At 59.2% G+C, this 13989-nt stretch carries 10 protein-coding genes, 1 tRNA gene and 1 pseudogene; 9 read left to right on the plus strand and 3 right to left on the minus strand.

Annotated elements, in window-relative coordinates; genetic code table 11:
- Window positions 1-42: 42 nt before the first annotated feature.
- Complete coding sequence (locus DSM100688_RS03250) at window positions 43-1770, plus strand: S-layer homology domain-containing protein (RefSeq protein ID WP_152357738.1); 1728 nt, start codon at window positions 43-45, stop codon at window positions 1768-1770.
- A 162-nt stretch (window positions 1771-1932) separates the two neighbouring features.
- Here the strand turns inward: DSM100688_RS03250 and DSM100688_RS03255 are convergent, their stop codons facing one another.
- Window positions 1933-3069, minus strand: a complete 1137-nt coding sequence (locus DSM100688_RS03255; protein WP_152357739.1) for an ATP-binding protein — start codon at window positions 3067-3069, stop codon at window positions 1933-1935.
- Between the two features lie 164 nt (window positions 3070-3233).
- Between DSM100688_RS03255 and DSM100688_RS12030 the strand changes: the two genes are divergently transcribed.
- From DSM100688_RS12030 to rlmH, 4 genes are all read left to right on the plus strand, one after another.
- The gene (locus DSM100688_RS12030; RefSeq protein ID WP_170286275.1) at window positions 3234-5180 is read left to right on the plus strand and encodes an S-layer homology domain-containing protein; all 1947 of its coding nucleotides are present in this window, start codon (window positions 3234-3236) and stop codon (window positions 5178-5180) included.
- 189 nt (window positions 5181-5369) lie between these two features.
- On the plus strand, window positions 5370-7448 hold the full coding sequence (locus DSM100688_RS03265; protein ID WP_152357741.1) for a glycosyltransferase: 2079 nt from the start codon (window positions 5370-5372) through the stop codon (window positions 7446-7448).
- 152 nt (window positions 7449-7600) lie between these two features.
- Entirely contained in the window at window positions 7601-8779 is a 1179-nt protein-coding gene (glf, locus tag DSM100688_RS03270) for a UDP-galactopyranose mutase (protein WP_152357742.1), read from the plus strand.
- Window positions 8780-8898: 119 nt separating this feature from the next.
- Window positions 8899-9378 (plus strand): 23S rRNA (pseudouridine(1915)-N(3))-methyltransferase RlmH, encoded by a 480-nt coding sequence (rlmH, locus tag DSM100688_RS03275; RefSeq protein WP_152357743.1) that lies wholly within the window; start codon window positions 8899-8901, stop codon window positions 9376-9378.
- A gap of 379 nt (window positions 9379-9757) precedes the next feature.
- Here rlmH and DSM100688_RS03280 read toward each other — a convergent pair whose 3' ends face one another.
- Window positions 9758-10141 (minus strand): hypothetical protein, encoded by a 384-nt coding sequence (locus DSM100688_RS03280; protein ID WP_163146813.1) that lies wholly within the window; start codon window positions 10139-10141, stop codon window positions 9758-9760.
- A 608-nt stretch (window positions 10142-10749) separates the two neighbouring features.
- Between DSM100688_RS03280 and DSM100688_RS03285 the strand changes: the two genes are divergently transcribed.
- Both DSM100688_RS03285 and DSM100688_RS03290 read left to right on the plus strand, forming a co-directional pair.
- Complete coding sequence (locus tag DSM100688_RS03285; RefSeq protein WP_152357745.1) at window positions 10750-11169, plus strand: glycerophosphodiester phosphodiesterase; 420 nt, start codon at window positions 10750-10752, stop codon at window positions 11167-11169.
- A 270-nt stretch (window positions 11170-11439) separates the two neighbouring features.
- Window positions 11440-11527: transfer RNA gene (locus DSM100688_RS03290), tRNA-Ser, on the plus strand.
- A 589-nt stretch (window positions 11528-12116) separates the two neighbouring features.
- On the opposite strand, the gene DSM100688_RS03300 is transcribed toward DSM100688_RS03290, so the two are convergent.
- The gene (locus DSM100688_RS03300) at window positions 12117-12761 is read right to left on the minus strand and encodes an NAD(P)-dependent oxidoreductase (RefSeq protein ID WP_152357747.1); all 645 of its coding nucleotides are present in this window, start codon (window positions 12759-12761) and stop codon (window positions 12117-12119) included.
- 171 nt (window positions 12762-12932) lie between these two features.
- On the opposite strand from DSM100688_RS03300, the gene DSM100688_RS03305 reads away from it, so the two are divergent.
- Both DSM100688_RS03305 and DSM100688_RS03310 read left to right on the plus strand, forming a co-directional pair.
- On the plus strand, window positions 12933-13262 hold the full coding sequence (locus tag DSM100688_RS03305) for a winged helix-turn-helix transcriptional regulator (RefSeq protein WP_152357748.1): 330 nt from the start codon (window positions 12933-12935) through the stop codon (window positions 13260-13262).
- 322 nt (window positions 13263-13584) lie between these two features.
- Window positions 13585-13938: pseudogene (locus DSM100688_RS03310) on the plus strand (DUF488 domain-containing protein); the annotation flags it as partial.
- Window positions 13939-13989 lie beyond the last annotated feature (51 nt).

Consider the following 13989-nt stretch of genomic DNA (forward strand, 5'->3'; position numbering starts at 1 on the left):
GGTTGCCGTCGGAACCCGTTTTGTTTTTGACATGTGGTTTCGGTGGGGGTATTCTGGGTTGTGGGATGCCGGTCGTGGTGTCCTGTTGAAGAGTGCTTGTCGTGCGGGTCGTGCGGCTGTCGGGATTGTGTGTTCTCGGTTTGTGTTGTTTGGGGCGTCGGTGTTGACGGCTGGTTTCGCATGGCGGGTTGGAAGGAATGGTGGTTCGTGATGAGAATCATTGGCAGACTCGGTGTGGTGTGGGCCGGTGTGGTGTTGGCGGTGGCGATGGTGTTGTCCGTCATGACGCCGGTGGCGTTGGCCGCGGATGCGAAGCCGGCATCGATCAAACTGGATTGGAACACGCAGTCCGTCTCGAAGGAGGATTTTACGAGCGGTGAGTCTTCTTCGGTATCGGGGAGTCTCAATGCCGGTGGCGTATGGATGCCGTCGCCTGTGTCGGCGTGGGATGATCCAATTGCGAGGATTGTGTCAGGATCGCGTTTCGGCGCCATTTCCGACAATGGTGACGGTACGGTTAGGATTGGGCTGGATGGTTGGAATACCAAGGCTGATGGTACCGGTGACTGGTATGACTTCAGTTCCGATTACGCGTATTCCAAGGATGGCGCGGATTGCGGGAAGGATGCCACGGGTTGTTACGTTTTTGATGTGGTGCGTAATGGTTTGCGTGATGCGTCGGATGGTGGCGTGAAGTATCCTGCCGGTGGTGTCCTGTATGCGCAGTGGAAGGTCTCTCGTTGGTCGAAGGCGTTGCCGGACAAGTCTCCCGAGCAGAAGGTGACGCGTAGTCAGCTCAAGACCTTTGTCGCGAACACGGTGTGGGACGGCTCATATTTTACCGCTGCCGGGAGTGTCCTGTATTTGAACGCATGCTCCGCCAAGAATAATCTGCCGAATTACGGAATGCTCGGTTCGTGCATGTCGGAGGGGATTCCGTTCGGTGCTTTGCGTGTGGGCAAGTCCGGGAAGGCCGCGGTTTCGTTTGCTGATCGTGTTTCCATTGCGGAGAAGTCGGGTGTTGATTTTGATGCGTGGGCTGATCAGGCGTTCAATGATCGCACGTACCGTTACATCGTCATCGGATACTATCCGCTGTGCCCTATGTGGGGAGGGAATTGTATGCCTGAGGCCGAGGCGGTTGCTGCGATCGATATGGATCGTAGTGATTCGTCTGCCGTGTCGTTTAAGGATGTGGATGCTAAGACGCCGCATGCGGATGATATCGAGTGGCTTGCGTCGTCTGGTATTTCGACTGGTTGGAAGGAAGCCGATGGTTCGTCCACGTTCCGTGGAATGAGTAGTGTGAAGCGTCAGGATATGGCCGCGTTCCTGTACCGTCTGGCCGCTAGTCCGAAGTTCGATGAGACCAAGGTGAGGAATCCGTTCCGTGACGTGACGTCGAAGACGCCTCACTATAAGGAGATCATGTGGCTGTATTCGACGGGCGTCTCGACCGGTTGGAAGATGACCGGCGGCTCGTACGAGTTCCGTGGCATGAATAGTGTGGTGCGCCAGGATATGGCCGCGTTCCTGCATCGTCTGGCGGATTATGAGAAGGCGAAGCCGACGTTGGGCAAGGATGTTACGTTCCGTGATGTGACGTCGTCTACTCCTCATTCTGCGGATATCGCGTGGCTGGCGAAGACGGGCGTGACGACCGGTTGGAAGGAGCAGGACGGTTCCAAGACGTATCGTGGCATGAGCACGGTGAAGCGTCAGGATATGGCTGCGTTCCTGCACAGGATGAAGCTGAATGTGCTCAAGTAACAGTGTTTGTCCTTACGGTGATGAGGGGTGGTTTTTGGAATCATATCTCCCGGAAACCACCCTTCATCATGTTCTGCCACTGTCTTGCTCGAACGTCGGCTGATCCAGTCCCAATCGCGTAGATAGAGGCAAGCCAACTGCGCAACCGTGCCGGTCATTCCCCTATAGTGTGCGCAGGTATTCGCCCAGATGGGGCACAGCGAATTCGACTTCGCCGTGCCCGGATTGGCGGATCATCCGGTTTTTGATGAGGATCGCGCGGTATTTGCTGACCCAGCTGCGGCTGCGTCGCGTGCGTCCGACGATATCGCTCACCCGAGTGGGGTTTGGAACGTCCTGTGCCATCGCTTTCAGAAACAGGCGTTCCGCTCCGGTGGCGCCGTCCATTGCGGGCACGCATACGGCGTCGTCGAAGGCGAGCAACGCATCCGACGTGCCGGTTTCGACGTCTTCCGTCGTGATCACATTCGAGTCACGTCGTTGAGCGGACTGCCACATGTAATAGCCGATGAGCTGCACCATGTACGGGTATCCCTTGGATGTTCGGGCGGCATCCAGCGCGTCGTCCTCGCTGATCTGCTTGCCGGACTCCCTGACTGTTTCGATGAACGCGTTCTTGACGTCCGGCAGCGGCACGTTGTCGAGTTCCCGTCGCAGTGCGCGCCGCAGGAACGTGGTCACCTTGTTATCGAGCAGGTCGTTGATCATATACGGCAATCCCGCGAACACGATCGCCACGCCCTTGCGCTCGGCTTCCGGCGTATCGCTTTCATCCCCGTCCGCGATGACATGCTGGACGGCGGTGGCGATCGCCACCAGATCCTCGCGTGAGGCGGCCTGTGTCTCGTCGATGGTGATGAGAATGCCCTTGCCTTTGCCGATCTTCCTGTTCGCCAGGCGTTTGTTCAATGCGTTGCGCAGGGTCAGCGGGTTGGATTCCGCGGTGAAATGCGCCTGGCCGATGCTAGCGGACGCCAGTCCGGTGATGCCGATGGACGGGCTGAGATTGACCTGGTCCATGTGAATTCCGGTCGGCGTCAGCGTCTGGACCAGACGGGCCACCAACCCTTCAGACGCGGTTTCTCCGATCGTTTCCCATTGCCGGGCCTTGGCTATGCGCCGGAACTCGGTGAGCATGACGGTCTTGCCGAACCCGCGCTGCCCGGTGATTAACATGATACGGCCGGGTGCCCCCACGCCATTGTCCAACGCTTCGGAGAAATCGTTGATCACCGACTGCCGGCCGATGAGAATGGGCGGCATTTTGCCCGCCGTAGGCTTGAATGGATTTGCAGTCATGATGCGCCCCTTGATGTTCGATTGATGCCGGGCGAGCTTACTGGCGGCTCATGTATCGGTATCGCGCGATATGTATGAATGTACACCAATGTACACGAAATTACACCATTATGCACCAAATGATACTTCTCGATGCGCAGGCTGGTACGGACATTTGCTGTCTAATGAATGATGAAATTCGTTGTTTGATTTCGCATGTTTTGTCTATGGGGGGGGGATTATGGGATTGGCTGTTGCATTGTGTTTTTGTTGAGAGACGGGAGAAAATCATGCAACACGATTCAATGGTGAACAGATTATGGAAGATCGCGATTGCCGTATTGTCCGTGTTGGCGATGCTGGTCGCGTTCGCGCCCATGACAGGTACTGCGGTCGCCGCGTCGTCCGAGGTCGAGGCGCTCAAGAACGTCAAGGCCATCGATGTCGATGGCAAGCCGATCGCTAATTTCGATTACCGTGGCAATCGTGACGGTCGGTACTTCTATTCGGTAAAACCCCAGAGCGACGATATCAAGCTTGAAGGGTTGCCGGATGGATACAGCTACAAGGTGGACCAGTACGGTACCACGTGCGCGGGAGGTTGCGACTACACGAATACTTCTGAGATCGTTGTTTTCGATGCGAAGGACAGTCATGTCATCACGTACCTTATCGCCGGTTATGATCAGCCGTTGACGGTACTTCAGCCGTTCGCCGGGGGCAAGCGGATACTGGACAAGCCTCTCGATAGTTATATTCCGGGACAGCATTTCTACACTAATCCTGATGGTGTGGGCCCGGACGGCAAACCCCTCTCTTATTGGGTTGATGATCCGTCCACGGTGAAGCTTGAGGGTGATCTGACTGGCACCGGATGGCGTTTGAAGTCCGCTGACGCGTCTGCCGACAAACGGTCTGTGGTGTGGACGTACACGCGTGACGACGGTAGGTGGCATGACGCGTCGTACACGTTCAAGAAGCGGACGGACATGAAGGCCCCGGTGTTTTCCGTTACCGGTTCGAACGATGTGATCATTCCGCTTGGCACCTCGTATGACGATCTGGACACGCTGATTAAGAATGGTGTGACCGCGACCGATGACGTGGATGGTGCCGTTAAGGTTGTCCGTGAGGGGTACAGCTACGGAGATAAGATCGGTGAGTTCGAGGATACGTTGTATGCGGCGGATTCCCAGTACAACGTGGCGACGTTGAAGCGTCGTGTGCTGGTGGTGCCGGTGGCTCCGGGGGATGCTGATTTGTCCGCCGGCTCGCGGTCTGCCGGCTTGGCACCGGCTGATGCCGTGGCCGCCGGCGGCGAGCTGACGTTGCAGGTGGGCAAGCAGTATGCGGGCCAGCGGGTGGATGCGTATTTGTTCTCGACGCGTCTGTCGCTTGGTTATGGTCTGAAGGTCGCGGCCGATGGCACGGTGAAGGTGACGGTTCCGGCGGATGCGTCGGCCGGCGCTCATCGTGTGGCGGTCAAGTTCTGGTCCGATCCGAGCAAGGTCGCGTGGGATGAGGTGAAGGTCGCGGCCGCGCTCTCGTTTAAGGATGTGGATGCTAAGACGCCGCATGCCGATGATATCAAGTGGCTTGCTTCGTCTGGTATTTCGACTGGTTGGAAGGAGGCCGATGGTTCTGCCACGTTCCGTGGGATGAGTAGTGTGAAGCGTCAGGATATGGCTGCGTTCCTGTATCGTCTGGCCGGTTCTCCGTCGTTTGACGAGAGCAAGGTCAAGAATCCGTTCAAGGATGTTACGTCAAAGACGCCGCATTATAAGGAGATCATGTGGCTGTATTCGACCGGTATCTCGACCGGTTGGAGGCTGTCTGATGGTTCGTACGAGTTCCGTGGGATGAATAGTGTGGTGCGTCAGGACATGGCGGCGTTCCTGCACAGGCTTGCGGATTATGGGAAGGCGAAGCCGAAGCTGGGTTCCGGCGTTGCGTTCAAGGACGTGACGTCGTCTACTCCTCATTCCTCGGATATCGCATGGCTGGCGAAGACGGGCGTGACCACCGGTTGGAAGGAGTCTGATGGTTCTACCACGTTCCGTGGTATGAGTACTGTCAAGCGTCAGGATATGGCTGCGTTCCTGCACAGGATGAAGCTGAACGTGCTCAAGTAGTATGCTGTTCGTTCTGATGTGACGTTGGTGGCTGATTTCCCGGGTGATTCCGGGAACCAGCCACCAACGTTTTGTGTTTGGACACGTTATTTTGTCTGTGTGCGGCTTGTGCGGTGGTGTCGCATCATTGCGAAACCTGACACCCATCATCATGCGGCTGCACTCGCGTCATGAACTAGGATGGTACGTATGTCTCAAGCAGAACAGCACACCATCTGGCGCGTGGTCTTCCCGTCGTCGAACGTCGGACTGGACGAATCGTTCCGCATCGCCGCCGCGCCGATCTACGGCAGTGGTCATGCGGTCACGACGGCTGCCGGCACCGATACTGCAGTCGATGATGCGAACGTTGCCGCAGCCGACACAACATCATCCGCAGCCGACAACACGACGCTCCATGATTGGATCGTCTCCCGCACCATGCTGGAGATACCGGCCGGCCACGTCTATTCGACCGGCAGCTACTACAACGCGTTCCCGGCCGCCTACTGGGCGCAGTGGACCAACGTGCAGAACGTGGCACTGCGCATGCAAGTACGCGGCAACGCGACCGTCACCGTGCACCAATCCGACTCCCATGCGCGTGACCGTATCGTCTCGACTGTGCCGGTATCGTCATCCGCGACCCCGCAGACGGTGGAAGCCACCATCTCCATAGCCGGTATGCGCGCCGGCGGCTGGCTGTGGTTCGACGTCGCCGCGAACGATACGGATTCGGTCACATTGGCCGACGCGGTATGGCTGTCTGCGGCTCCCGAAAACCGCACGCTGACCGCATCGCTCGCGATCACCACCATGAACAAGCCCGAATGGTGCATCCGGCAGTTCAACCTGCTCGCCAACATGGCCGACATGAGCCTAATCGACGCGATCTACGTCGTGGATCAAGGCAGTGATCTCGTCACCGAACATGACGGATACGCCGAGGCGAAAAACCGGCTCGGCGACAAGCTTCGCATCATCCGCCAGGGTAACGTCGGCGGCTCCGGCGGCTTCGCACGCGGTATGTACGAGGTCGAACGGCACAACGAAAGCGGCTACGCGCTGCTGTTGGACGACGACACCGTGCTCGAGCCGGAATCGATCTCCCGCGCCATCGCCTTTGCGAATCATTGCATCAAGCCCACGTTGGTCGGCGGCAACATGCTGTTCCTGAGCGAACCGACCAGGCTGTGCGCGCTCGCCGAAGTCTTCAACCGCACGCGCGTGTTCTGGACGCCGGCCGAAGGCACGCCGAAGTTCGACGATCTTGCCGCACGGCCGTTCCTCGACTCAACGTACCTGCACAAGCGCGTGGACGCCGACTACAACGCGTGGTGGATGTGTCTGATCCCAGTCGAGGCGATCCGCAAGATCGGTCTGTCGTACCCGTTCTTCATCAAAAACGACGACGTCGAATACGGCGTGCGCGCGCAGCAGGCCGGCTTCCGTACCGTCACTGTGCCCGGCGTATGCCTGTGGCACCAGTCGTTCGTCGACAAGGACGACATCCTCGACTGGCAGGCGTACTTCCACGTGCGCAACAAGATCATCATGGGACTGCTGTATTCACGGTTGCCGTGGGGCGGCGATCTGTTCCGCGAAATGCTGCGCGCATCCATGTCCGCGGCGATCAAGATGCGGTATTCGGCGGTGACTCTGCACCAGATGGCCGTGAACGACGTGCTGCAGGGCGCCGAACATATCGGTGACATTCTCGAATCGCGACTGCCGCAGATTCGCGCGGCGCGAGAGGCCGAGCCGGATACGCGGATGGAACCGTTGAACGAGTTGCCGGATACGCTGCTGGTCAAGGATACGAAGACCGCCGGCGAGGCCTTGAGCGGGATGGGAGCCATGCTGCATCAGCTCGTTCCGCCGCGTCGCGATGTTCGCAACGTGGTTGACGGTTACGTGGAGCCGCAGAAAGCCTACTGGAAGGTGGACGATACGCGTGCCGGACTGGCTGCGAGCGTACCATTGGACGGTTCTGCCGAGGGTATTCAGTCGACGTTGGATTCGCTCGACATGGTCGCGCACGATTCCACCGAGCATTGGCGCGTGATGGGGCACATGGATTCCGCGATCTTCGTGAACAAGGACAAGGGCACCGGTGTGCTGCTGCGTCGCCGTCCGTTCATCGCCGCGCTGCGACTCGCCAAAGTCGCGTTCCTGTACGGCCGGCTGGCGTTCAGGTGGCGCAAATACCAATCCGCCTACCGCAAGGCGTTCGCCACGATGGTGTCGCCCGAATGGTGGCAGCGGTATTTCGCCGGACCCGTTGACTGACGATTCGTCCTGCGTCTGACGGTTCGGCATGGTGCCGGGTCGAGACCAGACGCGACAATGAAAGGAAACATTGCCCATGTGCGATCGCCGGTAACCGGTGTGGTTCCGGTGCGGCACACGGGCACTTTAATGACAACGGAAGGTTGTGAGGTATGGCGGAAAACGTGCAGTATCCGGATTTGGTGATCGTCGGCGCTGGCCTGTTCGGTCTGACGGTGGCGCAGCAGGCGGTCGAGCGTGCGGGCGCGCGCGTGCACATCATCGACGTGCGCGACCACATCGGCGGTAACGCGTACTCGTACTTCGACAAGGAGACGGGCGCTGAGATCCATAAGTACGGCGCTCACCTGTTCCACACGTCCAACAAGCGCGTGTGGGAGTATGTGAACCGCTTCACCGAGTTCACGAACTACGTGCACCGCGTCTACGCGACGCACGACGGCGTGGTCTACCCGCTGCCGATCAACCTCGGCACGATCAACCAGTTCTTTGGCGCGTCCTACACGCCCGACGAGGCACGCAAGCTCATCGAGGAGCAGGCGGGCGAGCTGGCCGGCACCGACCCGCAGAACCTCAACGACAAGGGCATCCAGCTGATCGGCCGCCCGCTGTACGAGGCGTTCATCAAGAACTACACCGGCAAGCAGTGGCAGACCGACCCGGCCGACCTGCCGGCCGACATCATCAAGCGCCTGCCGGTGCGCTTCAACTACGACAACCGCTACTTCAAGGACACGTGGGAGGGCCTGCCGAAGGACGGCTACACCGCGTGGATGGAGCGGATGATCGACGACCCGCGCATCACGGTGTCGCTGAAGACCGACTTCTTCGACGAGTCGCAGCCGTACAACAAGAAGGCGCTGCTCGCGGCCGGCGTGCCGGTCGTGTACACCGGTCCGGTCGACCGCTACTTCGACTACGAGCTGGGCGATCTCAAGTGGCGTACGGTCGACTTCAAGGAGGTGCGCTACGACGAGGACGACCACTTCGGCTGCCCGGTGATGAACTACTCCGACGCGGACGTGCCGTACACCCGCGCGATCGAGTTCAAGAACTTCAACCCGGAACGTTACGACTCGCAGAACCACGAGAAGACTGTGGTGTGGGAGGAGTACTCGCGCTTCGCCGAGCGCGGCGACGAGCCGTACTACCCGATCAACACCGACGAGGACAAGGCGCTGTACGCCCGCTACGCCGAGAAGGCCGCGGCCGAGCCGAAGGTCGTGTTCGGCGGCCGTCTGGGCACGTACAAGTACTACGACATGCACAACGTGATCGACACCGCGCTCACCGCGTTCGACGAGCAGGTGCTCCCGCTCATCGCGAAGTAACACACGCCCGGATGCCGGGCGGGGATGACTGAGGGTAGTCGGAAGGCCGGTCGTTGCCGGCACTCCGACTACCCTTTTTGTGTGGGGCTTCTGCGGTCAACGAGTCATAAGGAGAACGTATGCAGATCGACATCATCGCCGTCGGCAAGGTCAAGGAAGCATATCTGCGCGACGCCATCGCCGAGTACAGCAAACGGTTGAGCCGTTACTGCAAGCTCGACATCATCGAGGTCGCCGACGAGAAGACGCCCGAGCATGCGAGCGAGGGCGTCGAACGGCAGATCAAAGCCAAGGAAGGCGAACGGATCACGCGTCATCTGCGTGACAATGCATATGTTATCGCCCTTGCGATCGATGGCAAGATGCTCTCATCGGAAGGGCTCGCGAACGAGATCAACCAGCTGGGACTGCGCGGCGTGAGCCATATCCAGCTCGTCATCGGCGGTTCGATCGGACTGGATGACGCGATCCTGCGTCGCGCGGACTACAAGCTGAGCTTCTCGAAAATGACGTTCCCACACCAGCTCATGCGGGTCATCCTGCTCGAGCAGATCTACCGCGCGTACAAGATCAACGCGCACGAGCCGTACCACAAGTAGCTGTCGCTGATGTGCGGAGACGTCGGTGGCACGCGGCAGGTGCCGGTGGCGAGTGTGCGTCCGCAGTATACGGGTATCAACGGTGAGCGGACATCGGCAGCACGCTGACATCGCGTCGGCAGCGAGTGGACGTCGGCAGTATGCAGACATCGGCAGCGAGTGAGCATCGGCAGCGAGTGAGCGTCTGCAACGGAATTCTGTTCTTTTGCCTCTCTCCCGTCACCTGTCTCTTCCCCTTAACGGACATACAGCCGATTTCGGCCACGTATCGGCTGTATGTCCGTTAAGAGGAAGAGCGTGCGGGGAGAGGGAAGCTCAAGGGGGAGGGGCGTGACGGGATGATGGGGCGAGTGTATCGCGTTGCGCTGCGTGTCGTACGTCAGGATAACGGATGGAGCGCGCGGTACTGCGACGAGTATCGGATGCGTGCAGGCGGATTTGGCACGGCAGTGTCGGTGGCAGTTGATGCTGCCGGCTGTGGCTGCTCGGCGTCCGCTTGCCGAAATTGCGTTCGCGGGATGAACGATACCGCGGCGACGGGACGCATGCGGCCGGTGTTGGTCGGGAAGAAGCTGGGCGGTAACGGTTCGGTGACGTCGGATGTGCGTATGCGGGCCTCTTCGGGATCGACGGCATCGTCGTCATGCTGGAATTCGTCACGTGGAATGACGCGCGTCGACATCAGCGGTGCAGCCGTCTCATCATGGTGACAGTCGATGCCGTCGTCATCGGCATGATCCCGGCGATCCCCTAGATCATCCATGCGCGGCTCCCATCGCGATCGTCTCGACACAACTCCACCGAGCGTACCGCGATTACGCACATCCGCGGTCATCGACCCGATTTTGTGTGCAAATTCCCCACTATACGGTGATTATTCCGCGTTTTCTTCACATATTCAGGGCAAAGATGATCACTACTGTTCATTTTTGCCCGTTATGCCGATATCGCCGTTGTCGCCGTAGCGGCGATCATCAATCGATCGCAAGGTAACGTTTCCGCACGGCAATCGCACACATCGGCGGCGGCAGGCGGCCTGTCCTGTATTCACGGTGACGGTCGGTCGTCGCACTCGTGAACAACACGCCGTCATGATCATAAACGAACATCATATATGTTCATTTATGTCATTGCCGCACAATGCGTAGGATGCGCGTCGTTGCAACGGCATGCGATGTCGGAAGTGCGTAGTGAACCCGGAAAAATCGCACAATATTAACGATATTCGCACATTGGAACCATGCTAACGTAGGTCATGTCAGATCAAGCGGTAACCGATATCACACCAAGAATATGAGCGTTTTACGTGGTAGAAATATCATGTTCATGTTCTATTTAACGGTGCGACGCGGCGTCAAGGAAAGGAACATCATGGCAGACGACAAGACGATCACCGTCAACACCGCCCTGTTCGCGCACAATGCGGAGGAGAAGACTGCGGAGGCCAACAAGGTCGCGAAGTCGTTCGGCATCAGCGACAAGGCGCTGGCCGCCGTGGAGGATTTCAAGAAGCAGCTCACCGACAACAACGCGTGGGATCTGCCGTTCATGGGGTATGTGAATGAAGACGGCTACGGCTACGCGTACGTGCCGGATCGCGCGGTCTCGCCGACGACCGGCTGGGATGCGCACAAGGCGTTCAAGGAGCTGCCTGAGGACGTGCAGACCGCGTTCGCGATCCGCATGCTGTTCACACACCGCGACGTGGATCGCTACGGCGCGGATATGTTCCTGCACTACGAGCGCGGCTTCGTGGTGCGTTTCGAGGGGCCCGGCTCCAATAATTACTGATCGGATTGGTCGCGTCGCGTCGCCCGCTCGTCTCCGTGCACACGGCGCGACACGCCGAACGGCACTCATGCAACACTGTTCCGCGGATACCGTTGCCTGTTGGCGAAAGCCGTTGGAAACACTGGGAAAACATGGAATATACCATCTTGGTGATGTGCCTCACGAGTTCGAATCTCGTATCCTCCGCCGGAACCTGATTTGGCATATCCGGAAAACATGCTAATATCTACTGACTGTGTGCTGATGCGTTTTTGCTGAGGTAACACGAATGGAGGATTCGCCTAGTGGTCTATGGCGCACGCTTGGAAAGCGTGTTGGTGTAACAGCCTCACGAGTTCGAATCTCGTATCCTCCGCCAGAAGGTCCTGAAAACCGTTACGAGAGAACGGTTTTCGGGCTTTTTCGTTTTTGCTGGCAAAATGCCGGGGTTAAGTAAAGAAACGTGGGTCTTATCCGCGCGTGTTACCGGCGTGTTGGAGGGGATTCAGCACGGGCGTCCCGCCCATCCTGTTCTAATACCGAACCCTCCCTCGTAGGCGTCGATCCCCTCGGCCGGCAGCTGCACCATGGTCGCGGTTCCCGGCACCGGTTCGTCGTCCCCGACGGGTTTCCTCCCCGTTGCCGCCCAGTGCGCGGCGGTGACGAACGACGCGGGGTCGGGCTCCGCGGTGAGCATGTATATCGTCCATTCGCAGCAGCGTTTCATATGCGCCTCCGACAGTCCCCGGTGATGGTCGAGCGTGCGTTTGACGATGGCGTTGACCCTTAACCCCCGTTTTTTACCAGGACATGAGGATACTGGACGCAAGCGGACGCGCGTGGGGGGGGCGGAAGCGTCCGCTTGCGGATAGAGCGGAGGCCATTCCTGAGGAAAGCGGACGCCTATGGGGCGCTGCTGGATCGCGGCCGGGACTTGCCCGGGACGGTAGTTGTCGCGACTATCATGACTACCAGCGCACGGAGATGCGTTCGTTGACGTGCGCTGCGGCCGGCTCGGCGACGGCCTCGTCGACGATGGCGATGGCGTAATCGGCGTAGCTGATCGCGCTCTCGCTAGTCGTCTCGTTCACGCTGAACTCCTCGCCGGTCAGCGCGTACCTGCCCGTGCGTGGGCCGCCCGCCTGGAAGTCGGCGGCGGGGGAGACGAACGTCCACTTGACGTCGCTGCGATCGCGCAACTCGGCGAGTGCCTTGCCCTGCGCCTTGGCGAGCGGCTTGTACTCGTCCGGGAAACCGTCGGTGTCGTAGAGCTGCGTGGTGTGTTCGGGGTCGACGTACAGGCTGCCGGCGCCGCCGACCACGATCAGTCGTGTGTCGGTGCCGGACAGGATGTCCGCGAGATGCTTGAGCGACGTGGAATGCTGCGGCAGCGTTTCCGGCGTCCACGCGCCGAACGCGTCGACGACCACGTCGAAACCGGCGAGATCGGCCGCGGTCAGGTCGAACAGGTCCTTGGTCAGTGCGTGCGGGGCGACGGTCTTGTTCTCGGCGCGCACGATCGCGGTCACGTCGAGTCCGCGATCGACGGTCTCCTTGACGATGAGACGGCCGGACTTGCCGTTGGCGGCGACGACTGCGATGCGCTTGGTCATGGGGTGCTCCTTGCTGATGTGGTCTTTCGTTGTGTTTGGCGGTCTTGTGCTTCCGCCGTTGTGACAGTACGATATTGGAGTACTGATCAAAATGGAAGAAGGCACCATAAAGTGCCATAGTTACATAAATGGAACTATTGGAAGATTCCAACGATTTGAGGAGGTTGATTCATGGTCGATGTCAACACGCTTCCGGCGTGTCCTGTGGAGACGACGCTCACGCTGATCTCCGACAAGTGGAAGATTCTCATCGTGCGTGACTTGCTGCCCGGCACCAAGCGTTTCAGCGAACTGCGCCGCTCGATCGGCCACATCTCGCAGAAGGTGCTCACTTCGAACCTGCGCAAGATGGAGGCCGACGGGCTGGTGCACCGCAAGGTCTACCCGGAGGTGCCGCCGCGCGTCGAATACTCGCTGACCGACACCGGCCGCAGCCTCAAAACCGTCATCGACGCCCTATGGGACTGGGGCGAAAACTACAAGGCCAAGCTCGAGGCCTAACTTGCTGCTGCACCGTATCCGTCTCTGAGCCGGTGACAAATGAGAGAAGCTTGTTGCTTCGGTATTCATCGTCTATTCGAATCTCTCTGCGTTACATTGAGGCGTCGTCGCAAGGCTCGGGCACCGGTGCATGAGGTGCATGAGATGCCCGTAATGTCGGCCTTGAGAAGATGTGTCGCGTACTTCATCTAACGAAAATGCGGGCGTCGTAAGGGTGCCGTAAGAACGCGAAAGGCCGCCGCGTTTCGCACATCACGGCAATGACGAACTCGAAGTCGAGCAGCGCATTGACTTGCCCGTCTCATGGTCCGATGATGGTGGCGTGAACATCATGGTGAAACGCATCTACGACGAGCCGGAATCCGGTGACGGCTACAGAGTGCCGGTGGACAGGCTGTGGTCGCGCGGCATGAGCAAGGAGCGCGCCGCCCTCGATCTGTGGATGAAGGACATCGCGCCGTCGCCCGGATTGCGCAAGTGGTTCGGCCATGATCCGGTCCGCTTTGATGAGTTCGCCGAATGATACCGGGCGGAACTGGACGCCAACGTGCAGGCCGTCGACGAGCTGCGCGACATCATCATGGCCCGCGGAACCGTCACACTCCTGTACGCGGCAAAAGACCCGCTGATCAATCATGCGGTTGCCCTGCGCGACTATATGAACGACGTCGTTAGCTCACCGTCGGCGAATGACCATCCGGCCGCTCAGCGGTGGCCTGCGCAGCCT

The sequence above is a fragment of the Bifidobacterium ramosum genome, assembly GCF_009299505.1.
GTDB lineage: Bacteria > Actinomycetota > Actinomycetes > Actinomycetales > Bifidobacteriaceae > Bifidobacterium > Bifidobacterium ramosum.

Bases quoted from the DNA above. Each gene is read 5' to 3' on its own strand.
- DSM100688_RS03255 (WP_152357739.1), bottom strand. From the start codon at position 3,069: ATGACTGCAAATCCATTCAAGCCTACGGCGGGCAAAATGCCGCCCATT.
- DSM100688_RS12030 (WP_170286275.1), top strand. From the start codon at position 3,234: ATGAATGATGAAATTCGTTGTTTGATTTCGCATGTTTTGTCTATGGGG.
- DSM100688_RS03265 (WP_152357741.1), top strand. From the start codon at position 5,370: ATGTCTCAAGCAGAACAGCACACCATCTGGCGCGTGGTCTTCCCGTCG.
- glf (WP_152357742.1), top strand. From the start codon at position 7,601: ATGGCGGAAAACGTGCAGTATCCGGATTTGGTGATCGTCGGCGCTGGC.
- rlmH (WP_152357743.1), top strand. From the start codon at position 8,899: ATGCAGATCGACATCATCGCCGTCGGCAAGGTCAAGGAAGCATATCTG.
- DSM100688_RS03280 (WP_163146813.1), bottom strand. From the start codon at position 10,141: ATGGATGATCTAGGGGATCGCCGGGATCATGCCGATGACGACGGCATC.
- DSM100688_RS03285 (WP_152357745.1), top strand. From the start codon at position 10,750: ATGGCAGACGACAAGACGATCACCGTCAACACCGCCCTGTTCGCGCAC.
- DSM100688_RS03300 (WP_152357747.1), bottom strand. From the start codon at position 12,761: ATGACCAAGCGCATCGCAGTCGTCGCCGCCAACGGCAAGTCCGGCCGT.
- DSM100688_RS03305 (WP_152357748.1), top strand. From the start codon at position 12,933: ATGGTCGATGTCAACACGCTTCCGGCGTGTCCTGTGGAGACGACGCTC.